At 46.3% G+C, this 22,434-nt stretch carries 21 protein-coding genes; 4 read left to right on the top strand and 17 right to left on the bottom strand.

What is annotated here, in order from left to right:
* Positions 1 to 17 precede the first annotated feature (17 nt).
* Together KB557_RS01210 and glpX are read right to left on the bottom strand one after the other, a co-directional pair.
* The gene (locus KB557_RS01210; RefSeq protein WP_255130974.1) at positions 18 to 1,343 is read right to left on the bottom strand and encodes a glutamyl-tRNA reductase; all 1,326 of its coding nucleotides are present in this window, start codon (positions 1,341 to 1,343) and stop codon (positions 18 to 20) included.
* An 82-nt stretch (positions 1,344 to 1,425) separates the two neighbouring features.
* Complete coding sequence (gene glpX, locus KB557_RS01205; protein WP_255130973.1) at positions 1,426 to 2,430, bottom strand: class II fructose-bisphosphatase; 1,005 nt, start codon at positions 2,428 to 2,430, stop codon at positions 1,426 to 1,428.
* 88 nt (positions 2,431 to 2,518) lie between these two features.
* On the opposite strand from glpX, the gene rpe reads away from it, so the two are divergent.
* Positions 2,519 to 3,193 (top strand): ribulose-phosphate 3-epimerase, encoded by a 675-nt coding sequence (rpe, locus tag KB557_RS01200; protein WP_255130972.1) that lies wholly within the window; start codon positions 2,519 to 2,521, stop codon positions 3,191 to 3,193.
* 4 nt (positions 3,194 to 3,197) lie between these two features.
* A complete protein-coding gene (locus KB557_RS01195; RefSeq protein ID WP_255130971.1) occupies positions 3,198 to 3,926 on the top strand; it encodes a class I SAM-dependent methyltransferase in 729 nt (242 codons plus the stop codon).
* Between the two features lies 1 nt (position 3,927).
* Here KB557_RS01195 and ccsB read toward each other — a convergent pair whose 3' ends face one another.
* The 7 genes from ccsB to KB557_RS01160 are packed head-to-tail and all read right to left on the bottom strand — an operon-like array spanning position 3,928 to position 10,185.
* Positions 3,928 to 4,854, bottom strand: coding sequence for a c-type cytochrome biogenesis protein CcsB (ccsB, locus tag KB557_RS01190; protein ID WP_255130970.1), 927 nt, complete (start codon positions 4,852 to 4,854; stop codon positions 3,928 to 3,930).
* A 53-nt stretch (positions 4,855 to 4,907) separates the two neighbouring features.
* A complete protein-coding gene (locus tag KB557_RS01185; protein ID WP_255130969.1) occupies positions 4,908 to 6,077 on the bottom strand; it encodes an LptF/LptG family permease in 1,170 nt (389 codons plus the stop codon).
* Complete coding sequence (lptB, locus tag KB557_RS01180) at positions 6,074 to 6,802, bottom strand: LPS export ABC transporter ATP-binding protein (protein WP_255130968.1); 729 nt, start codon at positions 6,800 to 6,802, stop codon at positions 6,074 to 6,076. The genes KB557_RS01185 and lptB overlap by 4 nt, the downstream gene beginning before the upstream one ends.
* On the bottom strand, positions 6,799 to 7,191 hold the full coding sequence (locus KB557_RS01175; RefSeq protein ID WP_255130967.1) for an LptA/OstA family protein: 393 nt from the start codon (positions 7,189 to 7,191) through the stop codon (positions 6,799 to 6,801). Before KB557_RS01175 ends, lptB begins: the two co-directional genes overlap by 4 nt.
* Positions 7,181 to 7,582 (bottom strand): DUF309 domain-containing protein, encoded by a 402-nt coding sequence (locus tag KB557_RS01170; RefSeq protein WP_255130966.1) that lies wholly within the window; start codon positions 7,580 to 7,582, stop codon positions 7,181 to 7,183. Before KB557_RS01170 ends, KB557_RS01175 begins: the two co-directional genes overlap by 11 nt.
* 5 nt (positions 7,583 to 7,587) lie before the next feature.
* Positions 7,588 to 9,396 (bottom strand): translational GTPase TypA, encoded by a 1,809-nt coding sequence (gene typA / locus KB557_RS01165; RefSeq protein WP_255130965.1) that lies wholly within the window; start codon positions 9,394 to 9,396, stop codon positions 7,588 to 7,590.
* Between the two features lie 60 nt (positions 9,397 to 9,456).
* A complete protein-coding gene (locus KB557_RS01160) occupies positions 9,457 to 10,185 on the bottom strand; it encodes a M15 family metallopeptidase (protein ID WP_255130964.1) in 729 nt (242 codons plus the stop codon).
* A 117-nt stretch (positions 10,186 to 10,302) separates the two neighbouring features.
* Between KB557_RS01160 and chlP the strand changes: the two genes are divergently transcribed.
* The gene (chlP, locus tag KB557_RS01155) at positions 10,303 to 11,625 is read left to right on the top strand and encodes a geranylgeranyl reductase (protein WP_255130963.1); all 1,323 of its coding nucleotides are present in this window, start codon (positions 10,303 to 10,305) and stop codon (positions 11,623 to 11,625) included.
* On the opposite strand, the gene glyS is transcribed toward chlP, so the two are convergent.
* Positions 11,575 to 13,761, bottom strand: a complete 2,187-nt coding sequence (gene glyS, locus KB557_RS01150; RefSeq protein ID WP_255130962.1) for a glycine--tRNA ligase subunit beta — start codon at positions 13,759 to 13,761, stop codon at positions 11,575 to 11,577. The two genes, chlP and glyS, sit on opposite strands and share 51 nt — an antisense overlap.
* Positions 13,762 to 13,812: 51 nt before the next feature.
* On the opposite strand from glyS, the gene sir reads away from it, so the two are divergent.
* The gene (sir, locus tag KB557_RS01145; RefSeq protein WP_255130961.1) at positions 13,813 to 15,609 is read left to right on the top strand and encodes a sulfite reductase, ferredoxin dependent; all 1,797 of its coding nucleotides are present in this window, start codon (positions 13,813 to 13,815) and stop codon (positions 15,607 to 15,609) included.
* Here the strand turns inward: sir and KB557_RS01140 are convergent.
* The 7 genes from KB557_RS01140 to KB557_RS01110 form a co-directional block, all read right to left on the bottom strand.
* Positions 15,585 to 16,253 (bottom strand): M15 family metallopeptidase, encoded by a 669-nt coding sequence (locus KB557_RS01140; RefSeq protein ID WP_315856175.1) that lies wholly within the window; start codon positions 16,251 to 16,253, stop codon positions 15,585 to 15,587. The genes sir and KB557_RS01140 overlap by 25 nt on opposite strands.
* Positions 16,250 to 18,775 (bottom strand): ATP-dependent DNA helicase RecG, encoded by a 2,526-nt coding sequence (gene recG / locus KB557_RS01135; protein ID WP_255130960.1) that lies wholly within the window; start codon positions 18,773 to 18,775, stop codon positions 16,250 to 16,252. The genes KB557_RS01140 and recG overlap by 4 nt, the downstream gene beginning before the upstream one ends.
* Entirely contained in the window at positions 18,733 to 19,716 is a 984-nt protein-coding gene (locus KB557_RS01130) for a hypothetical protein (RefSeq protein WP_255130959.1), read from the bottom strand. The genes recG and KB557_RS01130 overlap by 43 nt, the downstream gene beginning before the upstream one ends.
* 11 nt (positions 19,717 to 19,727) lie before the next feature.
* On the bottom strand, positions 19,728 to 20,381 hold the full coding sequence (gene tsf / locus KB557_RS01125; protein ID WP_255130958.1) for a translation elongation factor Ts: 654 nt from the start codon (positions 20,379 to 20,381) through the stop codon (positions 19,728 to 19,730).
* Between the two features lie 62 nt (positions 20,382 to 20,443).
* On the bottom strand, positions 20,444 to 21,163 hold the full coding sequence (rpsB, locus tag KB557_RS01120) for a 30S ribosomal protein S2 (RefSeq protein WP_255130957.1): 720 nt from the start codon (positions 21,161 to 21,163) through the stop codon (positions 20,444 to 20,446).
* 102 nt (positions 21,164 to 21,265) lie between these two features.
* Complete coding sequence (locus KB557_RS01115; protein WP_255130956.1) at positions 21,266 to 22,195, bottom strand: glycosyltransferase family 2 protein; 930 nt, start codon at positions 22,193 to 22,195, stop codon at positions 21,266 to 21,268.
* 13 nt (positions 22,196 to 22,208) lie between these two features.
* Positions 22,209 to 22,364, bottom strand: a complete 156-nt coding sequence (locus KB557_RS01110; protein ID WP_106500986.1) for a hypothetical protein — start codon at positions 22,362 to 22,364, stop codon at positions 22,209 to 22,211.
* Between the last annotated feature and the right edge of the window lie 70 nt (positions 22,365 to 22,434).

Below are 22,434 nucleotides of genomic sequence, written 5' to 3'. Positions count from 1 at the left end.
TCTAATAAAACCGCTTACTAATCGCTGCCTTGATCGCCATCACCCTGGCCAGCAAAGGGCCCAAAGAGCCTCTCGAGGGCCTCCATGGAATGAAGTCTTTGTGAACGGGGCTGAGCCGCCCGCAGGGCCGTTGTGGGGCCGTGGAGCACCTTGTTGATAATGCCCTTAGTGAGCGCTTCGATCACCTTGCGCTCCCGATCTGAGAGATCGGATCCCATGCGGCTTAAAGCTTTTAACAATTCCTGCTGACGCAATTCCTCTAGGTGGCGCCGCATGCGATTGATGGTGGGAACAGCCTCCAGGCCATCCCACCATTCCAAGAACACTTGCCGATCTTCATCGAGGAGCCGTTCCGCCTGAACGGCTAGTTCTCGTCTAGCCGCTTGGTTGCGATCAACAACCTCCTGCAAATCGTCTACGTCAAAACATTGAACATTGCGGCTAAGGCTGGTATCTGAACTGATATTGCGTGGCACACCGATATCGATCAACATCAATCTTTGATTCCTTATCAAATTATCAATTCGTTTGCTATCAATTATTGGCTCCTCGGTCCCTGTACTTGTAAATAATAGTGAGCAGGCACATAATTGTTTATCTAACTGCTCTAAACCCAGGCATTCAATGGGTAGTTCAGGGAAATCGCTTGCCAGTAGTTCTGCTTTTGACACTGTGCGATTCAACAGCACAAGTTTTGCTGCGCCCTTGGATTGCAGATGTTGAATAAGCAACCTGGCCATACGGCCTGCTCCAACAACTGCAATTATTTCATTATTTAATGATACCAATTCATCTATGCCCTGTTCTTGGCCAACCTTTAATTGCGCCAATTCAACAGCAGCTGAGCTGATCGATACAGCTCCAGAACCTAGATTTGTTTCAGTACGCACCCGCTTGCCGGTGCTAACCGCTTGATTAAGCAGGCGATTGAGAATCGGGCCAATCGATTGATGGTCTTGCCCCAATCGATACATTTTTTTTACTTGGCTGAGGATTTGACCCTCCCCAATTACCAGGCTATCAAGGCCGGCACTAACTCTTAAAAGATGTTGAATTGCCTCCTCGTGGTGTAAGGCAAATAAGTGAGGCTGTAATTCCGGGCCAGGTAAGCCACTGTGGCTGGCAAGGAAATTTTGAATTGCCTCAACACCCTCCTCGGGGTTTTTAAGCAGGCTGTAGATCTCTAAACGGTTGCAGGTACTCAGTATTGAGGTTTCCAGCACCTGGTCGTGAGCACGCAATTCCTTCAGGGACTGCTCCAAGGAATGCTCAGGAATACTCAACCGTTCTCGGATTTCAACCGGAGCCGTGCGGTGGCTGAGACCTACGACGGCAAGATGCATGGCTGAAACAAAGGGGATTCAATGGGAGTGGCAACCAAAATCACCACCCCCAATTGCTAGCGGTTCAAGATAGAAGCGGAGCTCAGTGCAGGGCGATGCTTTTTGCGCCCTCTTTGATGTGCACTGTATTTGTAAACCTTGCTGTGTTGTCGAGGGTGCTGATGATCAGGCTGCTGGTGCGGGTGCAATCTTTTTCAAATTTCACACCATGGAAAAGTAAACCGTCGGTAATGCCGCTGCCTGCAAAAACAACATTTTCACCAGAGGCCAACTCATCAGCTTCATAAACCTTATCTACATCGGTAATACCCATTTCGTTGAGGCGGGCAATATTGCCCTCTTTGGTGTAGCCAGCCCATTCAGAGGTTTGAGCCACTGCAGGGTCGTATACCAATTGACCTTGGAAATGAGCGCCAAGGGCTCGCAAAGCTGCCGCGGAGATAACCCCCTCAGGAGCTGCGCCAATGCCCATTAAGCAATGGGTGCCTGTGCCTGTAAAACCACAGGCGATGGCTGCTTGAACATCTCCATCTGAAATTGGCTGTACCCGAGCGCCGGTGGTGCGAATTTCAGCAATTAGATCTGTGTGACGTGCGCGGTCCATTACAACGATTACCAGCTCTGTAGGAGCAAGACCAAGGCACTCGCTGAGGATTGCGATGTTTTCTGTTGCTGATTTGCGAATATCAACCTTGCCCTTGGCGGCAGGGGGTGCAGCCAGCTTCTTCATGTAGAAATCGGGCGCATTAAACAAACCGCCACGATCTGAGGCAGCGAGAACAGCCATAGAGCCCCTCTGACTGTTTGCACAAAGGTTTGTGCCCTCACATGGGTCTACGGCGAAATCAACGCCCGGGCCTGTGCCAGTACCAACCTCTTCGCCGATGTAGAGCATGGGGGCCTCATCCCGCTCACCCTCACCAATAACGATTCGGCCTTGCATGTTGATGAGTCCCATGCGTTTGCGCATGGCTTCAACTGCAGCGGCGTCCGCCTCATTTTTTAGTCCCATACCAGTGAGTTCAGCGGAAGCGATGGCCGCCTGCTCTACTACTTCAAGAATTTCCTGGATGAGGGTGCGGTCCAAGGGGGCTGGGGCGAAGAACTGTGTGAGCGACTGTATCAGCGTTCCAGGCCAGGGAGCTCCGTACAATTCCGTTATCGACTGCGTGTTTATGTCAAAGAAATCCCTTGTGATCGCCCCATCGATCCTTTCCGCAGACTTTTCAAGGCTTGGCGATGATGTGAGGGCAGTGGATCAGGCTGGAGCCGACTGGATCCATGTGGATGTAATGGACGGCCGTTTTGTGCCCAACATCACCATTGGCCCACTGGTGGTTGAGGCACTGCGGCCCGTCACCAGCAAGCCCCTAGACGTGCATTTAATGATTGTTGAGCCAGAAAAATATGTAGCAGATTTTGCCAAAGCCGGTGCAGATCACATTTATGTACAGGTAGAGGCTTGCCCTCACCTGCACAGAAACCTTGGGCAAATTCGTGATTTGGGCTGCAAAGCCGGTGCTGTATTGAACCCAGGTACTCCTTTGAGCAGCCTTGAATATTGCCTAGAACTCTGTGATCTAGTTCTAATAATGAGTGTGAATCCCGGTTTTGGTGGTCAAAGTTTCATACCATCTGCAGTGAACAAAGTGCGCGCTCTTAGGCAGATGTGCAATGAAAGAGGCCTTGACCCTTGGATTGAAGTTGATGGGGGCATCAAAGCAAATAATGCTTGGCAAGTTATTGAAGCTGGTGCAAATGCCCTGGTTGCTGGCTCCGCCATCTTTAATACCGATAATTACGCAGAAGCCATTACCAATATTCGCAACAGCCAAGCGCCAAGCAACTGAATAGATGTTTAAAAATTGGATAATTCCCTTCATTGAATCGGTAAGAATTAGCTTTACGCAAAAATTTGATTTGCTTAAAGCCGGTAATAATATTTTTGATTACTACTATCAGAACAATACTTGGGGAGATAGCGAAAGCGTTTCCGGTCCAGGATCTACTTTGGCATATACAGAAAACATAAGATCAAAAATTCCAGCTCTTGTAGAAGAATTAGGAGTGCATGTAATACTCGATTCACCATGCGGCGATTTCAACTGGCTTAGAGCTATTGAATGGAATACAGCTATTTCATATATAGGGGCAGATATAGTAAAAGCACTAATAGAAAAAAATCAGCTGCTTTATGGAGATGCAAATAAAAGTTTTATAAGCTTGGATATAACAAATGATAAATTACCTCAAGCTGATCTCTGGCTATGCAGAGACTGCTTATTTCATCTTTCCTATAAAGATATTGCAGTAGCAATACAAAATTTTCTAGAAAGTGATATTCGTTATATCTTAACTTCTAATCACCAAAATTGTACTAATAACAAAGATATAACTACAGGTTCATTTCGTTTGCTTAATCTAGAGCTGCCACCTTTCAATCTCGGTAAACCAATCCATGTTATCGACGACTGGATAGAAGGCTTCCCTGAAAGGCAGCTTTGCTTGTGGGAGAGGAATACATTAATTAATAAGCTGGGCTGTGATGAAAAGTTTCAAGAACTACTTGAGAGCGTTAATTAAATCAAGTATCAAAGAACCAGCCGTAACTATGCAAACCAATACCAAGTAAATTCACTCCAATATAACAAACGCAAATTACCACTAGGCCTCCAATTGCAACCCATGCTGGTTTTCTACCCTGCCAACCCCTTGTAAGGCGTGTATGAAGATAGGCCGCATAAACCAACCAACAAATTAAGGCCCATGTTTCTTTTGGATCCCAGCTCCACCAACTGCCCCAAGCCTCATTAGCCCACACCGCGCCACTAATTAAGCCGACGGTTAGCAACAAAAATCCAACTGTAATAGTGCGATAGCTAAGGTTATCTAAACGTTCTCCTAAACCAAAAGTTGTTGTTTCTAAGGAAACACTTCCGCTTGCATCTAAGCGAGCCTTCTGAAAACCACCACTTCCGATTGAACTGCTGCGCAATTCTAGTAATTGGTCTCGCTCTGTAAGTAAAACAGCAACTGATAGCAGAGAACCAACTAAAAGGGCGGCGTAACTCATCATTATCACGCTTACATGCATCACAAGCCAGCTAGAGCGCAACGCCGGCACTAGCGGAGCCGCGTTTTGCAAGGTGTCTGGCAAGGCAAAACTTGCGAATGCAACGCAAATCAGTGCCATTGGGGTGGTGGCAGCAGGAACTAATGGTGAGGGCCAGCTGCGCTCTACGAGAAGCTGGGTAAGTGTGCAACCCCAGGCTAAAAAACAAAGTGATTCATAAAGGTTACTGATGGGGAAATGCCCCGAGTCAAGCCAACGCAACACCAATTGGGCGGTGAGCAGCAAATTTGCAGCAACAACCAAAATCCGCACAAGTTTTTCGGTTAGAGCGCCTGGATTGCCGCTAAGACTCCAAAAAGCTATTGGTAAGGCTAATAAAAGCGAACCAAAGGCCATAAGACCAAGCAATAGAACCGGATCCGTCAAAGGAAGCGTCATGGAAGATACCTATGGTTTAGGACAAAATTGGTTGAGAAGGAGAGAATCAGCATTTATTGGCTCGCTTCTCGCAACAGATAAGCCCCTCCCACAAGCCCAATAAGAACTGGAGACCAGGCGGACAGCAAAGGCGTGAGGGTGCCCTTAACGCCAAGGGAACTGAAAACAAAGGCCAAGAGGTAGTAAAGAAAAATTAAAAGCACGCTGATACCAAAACCTTGACTTCGACTAGTACGACCGTTTGGCCTTGAACCCAAGCTGGCCCCAATCAAGCCAAAAACTAAGCAGATAGCAGGGAAAGAGAACTTTTCCTGAATGCGAACGCGCAGTTTTCGAGCTTCCTTACGGTCTCCAGCTTGTTCCAGAATTCTTAACCCTTCCCTTGCTTGGGCCACGGTCATATTGTTTGCATCTCTCGGAAGCTCAGCAAGATCTAGAGGGCCTTGGCCGAGCGGATAAAAATAACTATCAAATTCGGCTGTAGTATTCATGCCACCATTTTCCGAAATATTAATAACATTGCCATTTATGAACTCCCAATTCCCAGATTTTTGATCGTATCTAGCAAGTTTTGCAGTAAGCATCTGCCTGCTATTTGGCCTGCTAAAGTCTAGCAAAGTAACATCAACCATCGCACCATTAAAATAATCTCTTGCATAGAAGAGATGAACTAAACGCTCTTTATCTCCAGCACTTGAGGAGCCTACAACCTTTCCATATCTTGGATAAATAATATTTTCACCCTTTTCAGAATCAATACTTCTGCCTAGTGCCTTCTGTAAGGTTACGTAACCGCTTCTATTAGCCGGTGGAACAATAAGGTCATTAAACATAAAAGTGAGACCACTCATTACAGCAGCTAAACATATCGCTGGTAAAACAAAACGCATCGTTGAAACTCCGATGCTGCGCAGCGCTGTGAGCTCACTACCCCCCGATAAACGGCTGTAGGCCAAAAGAGTGGCCATTAGGGTGGCCATTGGAAATGAAAGAACAAGAAATCCGGGCAATTTTAGAAATAAAACTTGCGTAGCAACTGCAATCGACAATCCTGATTCAGCTACCTTACGCACCAACTCAAAAACCACACCAACTGAAAGTGTTACAGCAGTAAAAGCTGCAATGCCAAATAACAGTGGCCCAATTAATTCTGATAAAAGCCATCTATCCATTAAAGGTATCGATTGCCAACGGCGAGCAAGCAACTGAAATAAATTTCTCATAGCACAAATCCCTCGCCAAGATAATGCTTTTGAACTAATGGATTATTAGCAAGATCAAAGGCGGTGCCTGAGGCAAGGATTGAACCATCGGTAAGTATGTATGCTCGATCGGTAATAGATAAGGTTTCGCGTACATTATGATCTGTTATTAACATTGCAACTCCACGATCTCGAAGCGAAATTATTAGTTGCTGCAGGTCATTAACAGCTAGCGGGTCTACACCTGCAAACGGCTCATCCAATAATAAAAATCTCGGCCCCGACACCCCAACAGCTAGGGCGCGAGCCACCTCGGTGCGCCGCCGCTCGCCACCTGAGAGCTGAAAGCCCTTGCGATTAAAAAAACGCTCTAATTGAAAATCAATTACCAGTTCTTCTAAGCGCCCTCTTTGTGCGCTGGGAGAAACACCGCTTTGCTGCATCGCTAATAACAGATTATCGCGCACACTTAAATTTCTGAAGATACTAGCTTCTTGAGCTAAATAACCAATACCCTTGCGGGCCCTTTCAGGCATTGATAATTGTTTAATCGAGTTGTTATCTAAAAGCACATCGCCTAGGTCTGGCTTCAACATGCCAGTTACAAGATTAAAAGTAGTCGTTTTACCAGCACCATTCGGGCCAAGCAAGCCCACCACCTCTCCGGGAGCTAAAGCTAGAGAAACATCTCTTACAACAGGTTTGCCTGAAAAACTCAGAGAAACCTTCTGCAACAACAAAGTCATGGTGTCTGGCGCATTATGCGAATCCAGCTTTTTACCTGTTCCCCTGCTGGTGGGTCTGCGATTAAACGATCACTTGCAACAAAATAGATAACTCTTTGAGCCTTCAGCCTATTTCCACCTTCTTGAATTACATCAACATCACCATTCAAGACAATTCTCCCCTCTTTTGTGAAATATTGAGCTTGGTTAGCAGTGGCAGTAAGCTTTTTTTCTGGATAAAGAACTCTTACATTACCTGTAGCTGTTACAACCCCTGTTGTGTTGTCTGCTTGTTGAAGATCTGATTCAACAGTTATAAGAGGAGTACAGAATGCATTAGATGCAATGGTTACACCGCTTACTAATGCAAATACAAAAGATTTAAAATTCATAATATTTTTAGCTTTCAAATACGAGCAATGGCTGAGGGAAAAGAGATATGTAGGCAGCATATTCATTTAGTGGTAGTGATTTTTCATGTTTTTGCTGGAAATATTGCAACAATTCAAGCTGTCGTTTGCACGCTTTCAACAATAACTCAACATTCAATCCTGCCGGAGTAGAAAGAGAGCTATTTAGGCGACTTATCCCCTCTGCAAGTAAAAGGATAGCACCGTTTATATTGCCATTTAATTTATGATACATTGCAACTGAAATCTGGACTATTCCATGTATCCAACGCCTTTCTGGTTCCTGAGTATCGTGCCATAAGTCTTCAAATAAATCATGGGCAATATAATACTGCCCATCATTAAAATTTTCAATTCCACTGCAAAAGCGCTGGTCCTTAAATGCTTCCACAGGAGTTAGCGCTTCACAACCTTCTTAGACGGAAGTTTGCGCAAACGAATGGATTCAGGTGTAACTTCTAACATTTCATCTGGCCCTATGTATTCAAGCGCCCTCTCTAAATTCATCTGAATCGGAGTCTGAAGGGCATCCAGCTCATCTGCGCCAGCAGAACGAATATTTGTTAGCTGCTTTGCTTTACATATATTAAGTTCTAGATCCTGCGGGCGGCTATTTTCGCCAACAATCATGCCTTTATATACTTTAGTGCCAGGCGTAATGAAAAAGACACCACGATCTTCTGCACTCTTTAATGCATAGAAAGTTGCTGTTCCTTCTTCAAAAGAAATTAATACCCCATTGCGGCGAGCATCGAGATCACCTTGCATTCTGCGATATTCAAGGAATGAATGGCTCATAATCCCCTCACCTCGTGTTGCCCGAATAAAATCACCACGGAAACCGATCAAGCCCCTTGATGGCACAACAAATTCAAGTTGGGTTCTTTTGTCAATTCCGGTTTCCATATTTTGCATTTCACCTTTGCGGACGCCTAATTTTTCAATGCAATTACCAACAGATTCCTCTGGAACATCGAGCACTAGTGCTTCATAGGGTTCGCAGGTGTGTCCGTCAATCGTTTTAAATATTACTTTGGGTTGAGATACTTGGAATTCAAAGCCTTCCCGCCGCATGGTTTCAATTAAAATGCCAAGATGAAGTTCGCCACGCCCACATACGGAAAAGCGATCTGGAGAATCTGTTTCTTCAACCCTAAGTGCAACATTGGTGAGAAGCTCTTTCTGTAAGCGATCTCTCAATTGGCGGCTGGTAACAAATTTACCTTCCTTGCCGGCAAACGGTGAATCGTTTACACAGAAGGTCATCTGTAGGGTTGGTTCATCAACCTTAATTAGAGGAAGCGCTTCAGGATTATCAGGACAGGCGACTGTTTCACCAATATTAACATCATCAAAGCCAGCAACTGCAACAAGATCGCCTGCAAATGCCTCTTGTATTTCTATCCGTTGTAAGCCTTTAAAACCAAGAAGCTTGCTAATTCTTGCTTTTTTTACGGAGCCATCATCTTTAAGCAAAGCCGCTGTCTGGCCGTTTTTAATGACTCCATTGTGTATTTTGCCAATTATGATTCGGCCGAGAAAATCAGAATAATCAAGGGTTGTTACCTGTAATTGCAATGGCTTTTCAGGATCGCCAATCGGTGGTGGTACATGACGTAAAATTGCATCAAAAAGTGGTTTCATATTTTCACTTTCTGTAGCCATATCTGGCTTGGCGTAACCACCCAGGCCACTACCAAATAAATATGTGAAATCACATTGATCGTCGTCTGCGCCCAGTTCAATAAATAAATCAAGAACTTTGCTAACAGCGATTTCAGGATCGGCTCTTGGTCTATCAATCTTATTTACGAAAACAATCGGCCGAAGACCCTTTTCAAGAGCTTTCTTAAGCACAAATCTGGTTTGTGGCATCGGCCCTTCATTGGCATCCACAATCAATAAACAGCCATCAACCATTCCCAGGACCCTTTCCACTTCGCCACCAAAATCAGCGTGGCCAGGGGTATCAACAATATTGATTCTTGTGTCGTTGTAATCAACCGCTGTATTTTTTGAGAGAATAGTAATGCCCCTTTCCCTTTCCAGATCGTTGGAATCAAGCACGCAAGTAGGAACAACTTCCCCGTCTCGGAAAGTTCCGGATTGCTGAAGGAGGGCATCTACAAGGGTAGTTTTGCCGTGGTCAACGTGGGCGATAATCGCGATATTGCGAATCGCTGCGCGCATGGTGCTGGCGCTCATCTCGGAAAAATTTCTAACGGATTACCAAGCGCAGCTTGCGACAGGGCTTGGCTTTCGCGACTATACCCCCCGCTGCTCATGTTGGTTTGCCGGTTGAAAGCGTTTCAAAGCATCGCTGGTGCCTTCAAAGCGCCAATGCCAGGGTTCATAGCTCACCCCCTGACGGTTGCCCAAGGGGAAGGAGAGTTGAAAGTGATAACGCTGAGCATTGTTTTGCAGCCAGTAAAAAGCTGGGGTGGTTTCAAAATCCACCGACAGGTTGGATTGAGGCAGGCTGCCATCGCCCATATCGATTGCATAGCCGGTGCTGTGCTCTGAATAGCCAGGCGGGGCACTTACTTTTGCCCTTGCTTCTGCAGTTTGATTTCGCTCAGATTTCACATCAAAGAAAATCTGCTTCTGGGTGCTCATCGAGCGGTAGGCACTGATTAAGCGAAGCTCAACTCCATCAGTTTCTGCTGCACGGCGCATCTGCTCATAGGCCGCTGCTGCATCTGCCTGCAACAACATTCCTGGAGCAATTTCAATGAGCTGATCCGCAGTTGCTTCCGGGTAAGGGAAATGCCCCAGCAGGCGGCCGAATTGATCTGGTTTCACATCAATTCCAGCCACCAGTGAGGGAGCTAAAAAGCCCTGACTGATTTGATCCTGGAGCAAAAATAAAGCTGCGAGCCCAGTGCCTAGAGCCAGTGCCACGCTTAAGACAACGGGTCCAATTGGTAGATCACGGGATTTTGCCCCTCGCGGTACTCGCCGGGCGATTGGAACGTCTTCTCGAATGCGTTGCATTCAGACTTGCTTATGAAATCACAAAGATCGTAGTGCTGAACACCAATTTAACCAGCGGTGCCAGTTGGGACAGTGTTAGCTTTTAGGAACGTGAATTCCTTTCTTAGGATTTATTAAATGGTGCGTGTAGCAGTTGTTGGAGGTGGTCCGAGTGGTTCTTGTGCAGCTGAGGTGCTGGCAAAAGCAGGATTAGAAACCTGGATTTTTGAGCGGAAGTTAGATAACGCAAAGCCCTGCGGAGGTGCCATACCCCTTTGCATGGTTGAGGAGTTCAACTTACCTGAATCGATCATTGATCGGAAAGTTCGTCATATGAAAATGATATCTCCATCAAATCGAGAGGTTGATATTAATTTAGAAAATCAAGATGAATATATAGGTATGTGTCGCAGGGAAGTGATGGATTCATTTTTGCGTGAACGCGCCGCAGAAAATGGCGCAAAATTAATCAATGGACTTGTTACTAAAATTGATACCGGATTGAAGCGCCAAGGACCTTACAAGTTATATTATTCAGACTACAGTTCCGGGGATTCAACCGGTGTAGCTTGTAGTATTGAAGTAGATATTATTATTGGCGCAGATGGTGCTAATAGTAGGGTTGCTAAAGCTATGGACGCAGGAGATTACAACGTAGCCATTGCTTTTCAAGAAAGAATCAAATTACCTCCTGAAGAAATGAAATATTATGAAAATCTGGCCGAAATGTATGTAGGTACAGACGTTTCGCCTGATTTTTATGCCTGGGTATTTCCTAAATACGATCATGTGGCAGTGGGAACTGGAACCATGCAGGAAAACCAAAGCCTAATTAAGAGCCTCCAGCAGGGCATTCGTGAACGGGCAAAAAAAAGACTTCTAAATGGTGAAGTGATCAAGGTAGAGGCTCATCCGATTCCAGAACATCCCAGGCCCAGGCGAGTGGTTGGTCGCATGGCCTTGGTGGGTGATGCCGCTGGTTATGTTACAAAAAGTTCAGGAGAAGGTATATATTTTGCTGCTAAAAGTGGCAGAATGTGCGCAGAACAAATCGTTGAATCATCTGCGGCTGGAAGTAAAGTACCTACCGAGAAAGATCTCAAAGTATATTTGAAGAAATGGGATCGAAAGTACGGAGCTACATATAAGGTTCTTGAGTTATTACAAAATATTTTTTACCGCAATGATGCAGCACGAGAGGCTTTTGTTGAAATGTGTGATGATAAAGATGTACAACGTCTTACATTCGACAGTTATCTCTATAAGCGAGTTGTTACCATGAATCCTTGGCAACAATTAAAACTTACCTTTCTAACTATCGGTGCCGTTTTCAGAGGAAATGCTCTTGCTCCCGCCCATTACGTCCCCGTTGCCAGTGCCGTAAGAACGGAGGAGGAAGCAAACTTAATGCTAACTACAGGGGCTATCAAAGGTGGCATTAAGACAACTAAAGTCTGCTAAAATATAGGCTTGATTTTTAAGTACTCCAAGCATATTTAATCTATTTCTTCTTATATCATGATCTTCAACCATTACCATTACACTTTGATCACCGTCAAAAAAGTTTGCCAATATGTTCGAGCTACTTGCTAATATATTTGCTAGTTCCACATAAGCTTTTGAGCCTTTGTTGCAAACATCTTCCAGTTGCTTTAACACTTTATACATTTCGTGCTCACTTGTTTTTTCAAACAATTTTATATCAATAACCTCATCAGGTCTTATTGTGAGTGGGTTTAGTTCTGCTTTTTCAGCAAGCTTTGCAGCCCTTTGAACAACAACTTGTACCGCTTGTAGTGAGCCCTTGCGCCGTAGTTCCGCGAGTAATTTCACTCGCATTTGCCCATCTGTAACATTATTAAGGATTCTTTTTGATTCATTAGTTAGGCCGGCTACCGCCTGTGCAATATCTAGATCGCAACCCTGCTCCTGTAGCAAGCTTAGAAAGCGTTGCTGTAAAAATTCAGCTAATTCAATTGCCAATTCATTTGAATTAATTGTTAAATGGGGTAAGAGATGAAACCAATGTTCGCAGGCATTTTGTAGTAGTTCCCATAGATTCAAGCTCCAATTCATGTCCCATAACAAAAGTAGAAGCGCATTGCCTGCTCGCCTCAATGCGTAGGGATCAGATGATCCACTTGGACGGTCTCCCTTAGCATAAATACTAAGAAGTAATTCCAATCGTTCTGCAATAGCTAATAAATTTCCTTCTTTTGATTTGGGTAAAACATCACCCGCCCCTCTTGGCAGGTAATGCTCAAGAACAGCTAAGGCAGTTGCTCTGCTTTCTCCTTCAGCTAATAAATATTTAGCACCCATTATTCCTTGCAGCTCGGGAAACTCAGATACCATCTGGCTTACTAAATCATGTTTGCAATAGTGGGCTGCTCTGCTGATTTGTTCAGCTTCAATTTTACTTATTTCCCCATTCATTTTTATTAATTCAAATACGCACCATTCCAATCTTTCAGTACGATCAAGCAAATTGCCCAAACCCGCTGCAAAGCTTACCCGTGCAAGCTGGGAACGACGTTCCTCACATGTAATTGCTTGATCTGCCAACAGAAAAAACTGCGCATCTGCCAATCGTGCTTCTAACACTCTTTCATTGCCGCGCTGCACCTGCTCAACAGCTTCGGGTAATGAATTTGTTATACAAAGGAATTTTGGCAATAGATATTCGCGCGCACTAAGTGATAAGGGATCTACAACTGTATTCCTTGCATAAAGAGGAACGTAACGCTGATGAACTCGCATTACAGTGCATAGCACCTCTGCCGGTAAATCTAAATAATGATTTGGCACAGCGCCTATTATCATTAAGGGGGCTTCAACTAAATCTATTAACTCTTCAAATAATTCCTTAGGAAGGTCTGGCTTTGCTTCAAGTTTTGCAGCAGCCATATTTATACTATCGCCAATAAGTTTAGCTCTTTCTTCTCTATCAACAATTACTCCTTCGGCTCTTAATTGATCACTATATAACAACCCACTTGTTATTTTTATTTCTTCTCGGGCCAGGCGATGGCCACGGCTGAAGCAGCTGCTCACAATCGTTGGATCGGTATTTGTAAGTTTCACTTCAAGCAACTCAGCGTCCAGCATTGCAACCAACCAGCGCAGAGGCCTTGAAAAGCGCTCCTCCCCGCTCCCCCAGCGCATAAATCTTCTTCCCTGCAATGCATTGATCCAGGTGGGAATCGCCTTGGTGAGCACATCAACGCAAGAACTGCCTGCCTCCACCACAGTTGCGAATACAAAAGGTCCCTTTGCTGTTTCCCTTATTTCGAGGCTCTCAGCTGAAACTCCACAACGGCGGGCAAAACCAAGGGCTGCCTCCGTTGGTTTCCCTGCGCTGAAGGCCTGGCTGCCTGGTGGCCCCTTGCGCTCAAGGCTCTGTTGCTTCCCTTGCGATTGGAGATCTTCAACCAAAACCGCGAGGCGTCTTGGGGTGCTTGTGCAGTGCAGCTTGCCAAAATCCAAACGATGCAGCTGTAATTCCGCCTCAACCAACTGCTGTAACTGAGGTATGGCGAGTCGAGCGAAATCGGCCGGGAGTTCCTCGGTTCCGATTTCCAACAGAAATGTGGGCAACTTCTTTTAGTTTCTTCTTCAACTTTATGAATCCATCGGGCTGGATTGTTTATGGTCGTTGCTAAGACGTTGATCCGGAGCCTGAGCCAGCCTGTGACTATTGCGCCAACTCCTTTGGCTTCTAAAGAACCCAGCAAATTTGAGCAGTTAAAGGCAAACAGCCAGCACCTGCGAGAGCCCCTGGCAAGCGAACTAGAAAACGATTTGCCCTTCTTCACTGATGGGGCCGTGCAAATCTTGAAATTTCATGGTTCTTACCAGCAAGACAACCGTGATAACCGCCTCAAGGGGCAGGCTAAGGATTGGGGAATGATGTTGCGCTTGCGCAGCCCAGGGGGCAAGGTGCCCGCTCAACTTTTCCTTGCTCTGGATCAATTAGCCAATCAATACGGCAATGGCAGCATGCGTGTTACGACACGGCAGGCTTTTCAGCTTCACGGCATTGCAAAGCAAGATCTCCGCACTGTGCTCGCATCAATAGTTAGGAATCTGGGTTCAACCCTTGCTGCCTGTGGCGATATCAATCGCAACGTGATGGCTCCCGCCGCCCCATATGAGGGCCTTGGATACCCAGTTGCTCGCCGTTTAGCAGACGATATTGCTGATCTATTGGCACCAAAAGCAGCTGCAGGGGCCTACTTAGAACTTTGGGTAGATGGGGAAAAGCGCTACAAAATTCGTCCGTCAATCGCCTGCAGCAAGGTGCGTAAGCGGCAGCTCGAGGGCAAGCTCAACAGTGGTGATCCAGAGGAGCCCCTCTACGGCTCCACCTACATGCCCCGCAAATTCAAGGTGGGCGTAACGGTGCCTGGAGACAATTCAATCGATTTGTTAACCCAGGATCTTGGCCTTGTTGCGTTTACTGATTTGGCTGGGAAATTGAGAGGTTGCAATGTTTACGTGGGCGGTGGGATGGGCCGCACTCACAACAAGGAAGAAACCTTTGCCCGTTCAGCTGATTGCCTTGGTTATGTAAAAGGAACCGATATTCTCGATCTTGTGCAGGCCGTGGTGGCTTTGCAACGTGACAACGGCGATCGCGAACAACGGCGCCATGGCCGCATGAAATATCTGATTCATGATCGGGGCATCGCCTGGTTCCGCAGCGAACTTGAGCGTTATTTTCCTGGCGGCATTACCGCAGCTTTAATAGAGCCAAAGCCTGTACTCGAGGATTATTTGGGTTGGCACCAACAGGGCGACGGCCGTTGGTTTGTTGGTCTTCCCTTGCTTTGTGGCCGGTTGGATGGGGAACGCAAAGTTGGCTTAAGAAAACTTGTGGAGCGTTATCTTCCCGAAATACGGCTTACCGCTAATCAAGATATTTTGCTTTGCAACATCGCCCGTAACCAGCGTCAGGAAGTAGCAGAAGCCCTTGCTGAAATCGGCTGGACAAATCCAGCGGAAACAAGCCTCCTTTCACGCCATGCGATCGCCTGCCCTGCGCTGCCAACCTGCGGACTTGCCATAACTGAATCAGAAAGAATTCTGCCCTCAGTAATTGAAAGACTTGAAAAATTGCTTGAGGCGGAAGAAATTACAACACCTATTCTGCTTCGTATGACGGGTTGCCCAAATGGCTGCGCTCGTCCGTATATGGCTGAGCTGGCTTTAGTTGGTAGTGGTGTTGATCAATATCAACTCTGGTTGGGCGGCAATCCAGGCCTCACGCGCTTGGCGCAGCCGATCCTCGATAAACTCCCTTTAATGGATCTTGAAATCACCATTAAACCTTTGTTGCAACATTGGCGCGATAACGGGAAGAAGCAAAGTTTTGGTGACTATTGCAATCAACTAGAGAAAAAACAGCTTATGGATCTACTTCAACCGCAGGGTGCTGTTCCATAACGAGCTGAACTCATCCCACAGTGCCAGGCCCACATTTGATCTCCATAGCTGAAGTGCCACCATTCATGGGGATGCTGACTAAAACCCACCATTGCCATCGCCTTGGCTAAGTGGTTTCTATGAAACTGCCAAATTTCTTGCTCTGAGCCCGCCAACGCGTTTGCAAAGTGCTCCGGTTTTGCAATATCGCCGCAAGCATCAATTTCTCCACCCATCGCTAGGCGTACCCCATCGTTGCCCACTAAACAAAGATCAACCGCTGCGCCAGTGCTGTGGGGCGGCGGTGTAAGGGGGTTTGTGCTGGGTGGCGCCCATAACGCTTCCACGGCCGCAGCCGTAGCCCCTGGCTGGGCAAGGCTCCAATCCACCATGTATTGCTGCACAGCAATTGGCCGCCAGGCATCAAATACAAGTAGCCCACATTTCAGTGGACCTTGTTGCAATATCAACTGAGCTTTAAGAAGCCGCAGCAGCACTGCTTGGCGTAGTCGAAATGGGTCAATTCCCTCAGGATATGGAGCCCCTAAAACTGCATACGGGTGGGGCTGCCAGCGAGCTAAGCAGGCTGGAAGGCTAACTAGAGGCTCCCCACAATCATGAATGCTTAGTGAATTCCAGGGTCGTTGCATATGAAATAAATTCAATTTAGGCGGGCAGCATTTGCTAATTTTTGTTTTTGTAAGGCAAGATCCTCAGCCAGCTGGCGATGTTCTATCAATTCAGGATCTGCTGCCAAGATCGCTTGGGCTACATCGCGAGCCTCTTCAAGGATACTGCCATCATCACTAAGACTGGCAAGGGCAAGATCAGGTAGGCCTGATTGCTGAGTGCCCAAAACCTGTCCTGGCCCCCGCAACCTAAGGTCTACCTCAGCAATTTCAAAACCATCCGAGCTACGCGCTAAAACATCAAGCCTTTGTTTTGCTATCGCAGAACTGCTGTTATTAATTAGAAGGCAATGGGATGGGGAAGTTCCTCTTCCTACTCTGCCCCTTAGTTGATGCATTTGGGCAAGGCCAAAGCGTTCTGCATGTTCGATAACCATTACCGTGGCATTTGGAACATCAACCCCAACCTCTACAACTGTTGTGGAAATTAGAACTTGAGTTACACCACGGGAAAAAGCTTCGATGGCTGCTTGTTTATCAGAGCTGTTAAGGCGACCATGTAGCAAGCCAAGGCTTAAATCTGGGAACACCTCATGGGCCAATCTTTGATGTTCCTCAACAGCAGAACGAAGTTCTATTTTTTCTGATTCATCAACCAGAGGTAAAACAACATAAGCCTGATGACCAGCAGCCACCTCAGTTCTAATTAATTCCTCCGCAATCCACCTCTCCTGATTACTAAGTACTTGCGTTATAATTGGTAAGCGCCCTGGAGGAAGAGCATCTATCTGGCTTACATCTAAATCGCCATGCACACTTAGTGCAAGGGTTCGTGGAATTGGCGTTGCCGTCATAGTAAGAAGGTGGGGTTGAAGCCCTTTATTCAGCAAGCGGTTGCGTTGCGCTACACCAAAACGATGCTGCTCATCTACAACAACTAAGCCTAAACTTACAAAATTAACTGGATCTTCAATAAGGGCGTGGGTGCCAACTAAAAATTGCAACTGTCCATTAGCAAGATCCTGTAACAACGCCCTGCGACGAGGGGCTGGGGTGGAGCCAGTAAGCAGATCAACGGTAACATTTAAATGAGGCATCCAACTACACAACTTCTCATAATGCTGTTGCGCTAAAACTTCAGTAGGGGCCATCAAGGCGCCCTGGTGGCCAGCATCAATTGCACATAAAAGCGCCGCAATAGCAACTACAGTTTTGCCACTTCCCACATCTCCCTGCAATAGGCGAGCCATCGGTTGAGGTTTGGCCATATCAGCTCTTATTTCCTGAAGCACACGTGCTTGTGCCGGCGTAAATTGAAAGGGCAATAACTTCTGAAAATTAAGTAATCTATTTCCTACAGCTGAAGCTGGCAAAACTGGCGCATTCTTAAGTTTAATCTGCAAACGTCGTAAACCAAGAGCTAATTGCAAAAGCAGAAATTCATCAAATACAAGGCGACGACGACTTGCCTGCAGAAAGTCTGCCGATTCTGGCTGATGTATTTGATAAAGAGCCTCCCTTAAACTTATAAGTTTTAATTTTAAACGCCAAACATCCGGTAAAGGATCTAGCAATTGATTAACAACAGGAAGAATTTTTATAACCGACTCCCTTAAGCGCTCTGCTACCAATCCTTCGCCTAAGGGGTAAACAGGAAGCAGGCGACCAATCTGACGCGACTGCAATTTTGTATTAGGAGTTTCTAAAATCTCCAGCAATGGATCTTGAAGGCTGATGCCAAAACGGCTTTCCTTTACAAGTCCACTAGCAGCGATCCTTGCACCAACAGGATATGAGCGCATTTGCTGATGAAGCCAAGCGGTGCTTGTAAAACGACGGCCAGCCATAAATTTACTAATTTTAAGTTTTCCACTTGGATCTTGCAATTGCAAATCAAGAATAGAAAGATTTGGATTTTTAGGGCTTACAAATGCATGGCAGCGCTTTACGGTTGCCACAATTGTTGCTGTTGAGCCTGGCTGCAGGCTGCTAATTGGTACTAATTGGGAGTAGTCAACATAATCCCTTGGGTAATGATGTAATAAATCTTTAACCAGCCATAAATTTATTTTTGCAAACTGTGTGGCTAGTTTTGAACTGATACCATCAATCTGCCCAAGTGGTGTATTTAGATTGAAAGTAGATAGTTTACTAATACTTTCTGAAGTATCTATATCTATTTTTTCTAGCCGTAATCTAGGAGCTGATGGGGATGATGTAGGTTGAAGCTCTGTTCGCCATTGATGAAGACTACGGCGCAGATCAATTACGATGCGCTTTCTCTGATCTACAGACAAGCTGTTGTAATTGTGAAATCCCTCCGCATAATTCCGCAGTTTTTCTTGCTGATCTGTTGTTAAACCAGCTGGGGGCTGCGAGCATGATGCGGCCAAAAAATTATTAAATTGGCTGCGTTTGCCTTGAATATTTAAATAATCAGCACCAACTTCAAGGCCAAGGCTTTGCTGTAGCCGGGTAAACCACTGCTCTAATTCAATTGATATTTGCCCTCCCTTCAAGAGATCGGAGTTTCGTCTTGGCGGCTGTCTTTGATCCACTGCTGTTCCGCTTTTCGGGTGGCCAGCTGCTGCTCCCAGTGCTGTGCTCTTCTCGCTATTCTGAGTAATTTTGTATTAATTTGGTTGATTCGCGCCCGAATAGAGCGCAATGATGGGTAGAGATATTCCATATCGCTGCTGCGTAACAAAACCCCATGCAGCGAAAAATCTTCACTGCTCCCTAGGGGATACGGCAAGGTTATCGCTATCAAATTTGCTGGAGCCGAGAGAACATCAGCACTACCTTCTTGCACAGCGTCTAATAAGGCGATTGGCAAAACGTTGCGAATAAGCCCCCTGCGATGCAACTCAACATTTACAGCATTACTAAGGTTTCTCAATCTACGCTCGAGGGCAAAGTCCCATGCCATCAACCAACGGTGCAGTGCGAGGGGCTCATGGGGCATTGGAAATGAATGCTGTAGATGTGATACCCCTTTAAATGAGGCAGCTGCAAGCATCTGTTGAATTAGCTTAAAAGTAGCCGGAAGACTTTCTTCATCTTCTTGATTATTTTGACTAAAGTCCCGCGGATTAAATCCATCCATTAATGGAGCTAATTCCAAAGATAAAGAAATTGAACCTGGAGGCAGGTTTGATTCAACTACTTCATTTTCAAGTAGTTGCGGTTCAGGATCATGCTTCTGTAGCTTAATCGCGAGCTGCAAAAGCTGCTCAACGTTGAGAAAGCTTGAACAACGGCCACAAAGCCAACGAAGTCTTGTTCTAAATTTCCAGCGCACCTCTTCTTTGAGATTATTGAAATTTTCCGGTTGGTGCTGAGTAACTAATTGAAAAGTAGCTTGAAAAACAGCAGGTTCTAACTGTACTTTTAATATAGACAAATACTCTTCAAGCAAGGGGTAAAGGGCAAGCACAGCCCTCTCTCCCTTAGCTTGAATTAAAGAAAGCTGAAGCAGGGGTTCAGAGGATGCCCCCATTTCGCCGTTAATCAAACAGCCATGGCAGCAACTTCAGCTGCAAAATCTAATTTTTCTACCGCAATACCCTCTCCGAGAGTGTATCGGGTGAATCGTCTTACTTGAATATTTTCCCCCAGAATACCAGCTACTTGCTTAACTAATTCAGATACTGTTAAAGAACTATCCTTTATATAAGGTTGCTCAAGCAACGCCAACTCTTTCAATCTTTTTGCCACTCTACCTTCAACTATTTTTACCTTCATCGCTTCTGGTTTATTACCGAGATCATCACGACCTGATTCGATGGCAGATTCGCGTTCAGCCACTTCAGGGGGAATGCTGTCTGTAGAAACAAATTCAACGTTTGGACATGCGGCAATCTGCATTGCAACATTACGAACTAACTCTTGAAACTTTTCGCCCCTAGCAACAAAATCAGTTTCGCAATTTATCTCTACAAGCACTCCAACCCTTGCGCCGGTATGGATATAGCTTCCAACTGAACCCTCAGCTGCTGTGCGACCCACCTTCTTTTCAGCTGAGGAAATTCCTTTTTGTCGTAGCCATTCAGTAGCTTTTTGAAGATCGCCATCAACCTCCAGGAGTGCTTTTTTGCAATCCATCATCCCAGCGCCGGTTTGGTCGCGCAGTTCTTTAACTAGTTTCGCTGAAATTTCAGCCATAGGAGGCACTGGGGAGCAGGGCGGATTGTAGAGCGGAATGGAGCGGAGAAGCAGGAGGGAATTTAGCCCTCATCCTCTTGTTCGGCGCCTTGATCATGGGCGCCATGGCGGCCTTCATTGATGGCGTCTGCCAGGCGGCCGATCACCAACTGCACCGAACGAATTGCATCATCGTTGCAGGGAATGGGCACATCGCAGAGGTCTGGATCGCAATTGGTATCCAACATTGAAACAAGTGGGATATCTAGCTTTTGACATTCCAGAACCGCATTGTACTCGCGTTTTTGATCAACGAGCACCACAACATCTGGCAGGCGGCGCATATTTTTCAAGCCACCAAGATACTTCTGAAGTCTGTCTAGCTCCCTGCGTAGCACCGCTGCTTCCTTTTTGGGACGCATGGCAATGGCACCGGAACTTTCCATCCGTTCCAAATCCTTAAGGCGATCAATCCTCGCCCTCATGGTGGTCCAGTTGGTGAGCATCCCCCCCAGCCAGCGCTGGTTTACGTAGCTGGCACCACAACGGGCAGCCTCTTGGGCGATAACTTCAGCTGCTTGCTTTTTAGTGCCTACGAAGAGGAAACGTTTGCCGGAACGAGCGGCACTGCGTGTCCATTTGTATGCATTGTTCATGCAGACGGCTGTCTGCACGAGGTCGATGATGTGCACACCATTGCGGGCGCAATGGATGTAGCGCTGCATCTTGGGATTCCAGCGGCGGGTCTGGTGGCCAAAATGGGCACCAGCCTCCATCATCTCGGAGAGGGTAACAACTGCCATCGGTGGGTTTCGGGTTGGCCACCACCCGCCAGGGAAGCTCGACCATTTGGTCTTACTTCACCCGAAACGTGCGGGTGTGCGGAATGAAAGAACTTACTAAACTTACCAGTTGGCCTGACGGGCTTGTTTAAACATTGCCTCTACACCAATCCGATTCAAGGGCAATCTCAGCAGTTCCATAGCCAAGCCAGGTTTTCCTATCTTGATTAACCAAGCCAGAAGGGGCTTCAGAGTATTCACATTCAAAATTCCACCGAGAGTTAACAAATCCCATAACAAGCGATGAAGGGCTGTGTATTGAATAATGAAACGCACTCTTCTGGTGGGATGTTTGCGATAAAAAACCAGGCCCATTCGGGCTCGTTCCTGCTCTTTTCGCACTAAATCGGGAAGTTGTTCAAGGCTTAAGGCTGGATGCCAGTGATATCCCACCGCGGCAGGGCAGCGTACTAACAAAACACCCATTCGCCGAAGCCGTTCACCAAGTTCCAGATCTTCCCAACCATAAAGTTGAAAGGCAGGGTCAAACAAACCCGATTGCACTAAAACACTGCGATCGATAGCTACATTTCCAGTTGCAAAATATGCCCACGAGAGATCACTGAGCTTGTGGGGTTCACTGCATGGGAATTCAAAATTGTGGGTGTTTATTACTGCGCCATAGGTAAAACACAAGCGATTACCGCGATCTTTCCAGGATTTTCGCAAGGAACGGCTGTGTTCAGCAAGAAAACTTGGCAACACAACTAAATCGCTATCGATAAAGATAATTACTTCGCCTTTGGCTTCCTTAACACCAAGATTTCTACCGAGAGCGGGGCCGCCATGTTCTTGGCACACCAGCCTCAGGTGAGTTAGCTGCTGTTGATTTTCCTGTAGCCAGTCGACGGTTCCGTCCGTGGAACCGTCGTCTACCAATACAACCTCAAAATGGTCGCCTTCTTCCAAACCCTTCTGGGCTTCAAGGGCAGCCAGGCATTTGCTCAATATTGGCAAACGATTATAGGTTGGAATAACAATGCTAAAAAGCATCTATACCTGCGGATTAATCGGCAGCGCCACCGTTGTTGGCAGTACCGGTAACGCCGTTGCCGGCACCTTCACCACGACCATCATTGCGCAGCTTGCGTTTTTTGAATTTACGGGCGTAGGCACGGTTGCGCTCTTGCTTTTCCCGTTTTAAGTTTCTGCGCTTAGACAAAGAATCAACCCCATAGATACGAAAACTTTAGCCTGACGGGGCACTCAGATTCACTTCCTGCAATTGACCG

The sequence above is a fragment of the Synechococcus sp. Cruz CV12-2-Slac-r genome (assembly GCF_024346075.1).
In the GTDB taxonomy this organism is placed as follows: Bacteria; Cyanobacteriota; Cyanobacteriia; order PCC-6307; family Cyanobiaceae; genus Synechococcus_D.
Note: the sequence above shows the minus strand (reverse complement) of the source record. Positions and strands in the feature narration are given on the sequence as shown.

Excerpts from the sequence above, each read along its gene's own strand:
- tsf (WP_255130958.1), bottom strand. The coding sequence starts at position 20,381 with ATGGCTGAAATTTCAGCGAAACTAGTTAAAGAACTGCGCGACCAAACC.
- KB557_RS01195 (WP_255130971.1), top strand. The coding sequence starts at position 3,198 with ATGTTTAAAAATTGGATAATTCCCTTCATTGAATCGGTAAGAATTAGC.
- rpe (WP_255130972.1), top strand. The coding sequence starts at position 2,519 with ATGTCAAAGAAATCCCTTGTGATCGCCCCATCGATCCTTTCCGCAGAC.
- rpsB (WP_255130957.1), bottom strand. The coding sequence starts at position 21,163 with ATGGCAGTTGTTACCCTCTCCGAGATGATGGAGGCTGGTGCCCATTTT.
- sir (WP_255130961.1), top strand. The coding sequence starts at position 13,813 with ATGGTCGTTGCTAAGACGTTGATCCGGAGCCTGAGCCAGCCTGTGACT.
- KB557_RS01115 (WP_255130956.1), bottom strand. The coding sequence starts at position 22,195 with ATGCTTTTTAGCATTGTTATTCCAACCTATAATCGTTTGCCAATATTG.
- typA (WP_255130965.1), bottom strand. The coding sequence starts at position 9,396 with ATGAGCGCCAGCACCATGCGCGCAGCGATTCGCAATATCGCGATTATC.
- chlP (WP_255130963.1), top strand. The coding sequence starts at position 10,303 with ATGGTGCGTGTAGCAGTTGTTGGAGGTGGTCCGAGTGGTTCTTGTGCA.
- KB557_RS01160 (WP_255130964.1), bottom strand. The coding sequence starts at position 10,185 with ATGCAACGCATTCGAGAAGACGTTCCAATCGCCCGGCGAGTACCGCGA.
- KB557_RS01210 (WP_255130974.1), bottom strand. The coding sequence starts at position 1,343 with ATGCATCTTGCCGTCGTAGGTCTCAGCCACCGCACGGCTCCGGTTGAA.
- KB557_RS01130 (WP_255130959.1), bottom strand. The coding sequence starts at position 19,716 with ATGGGGGCATCCTCTGAACCCCTGCTTCAGCTTTCTTTAATTCAAGCT.
- ccsB (WP_255130970.1), bottom strand. The coding sequence starts at position 4,854 with ATGACGCTTCCTTTGACGGATCCGGTTCTATTGCTTGGTCTTATGGCC.
- KB557_RS01185 (WP_255130969.1), bottom strand. The coding sequence starts at position 6,077 with ATGAGAAATTTATTTCAGTTGCTTGCTCGCCGTTGGCAATCGATACCT.
- lptB (WP_255130968.1), bottom strand. The coding sequence starts at position 6,802 with ATGACTTTGTTGTTGCAGAAGGTTTCTCTGAGTTTTTCAGGCAAACCT.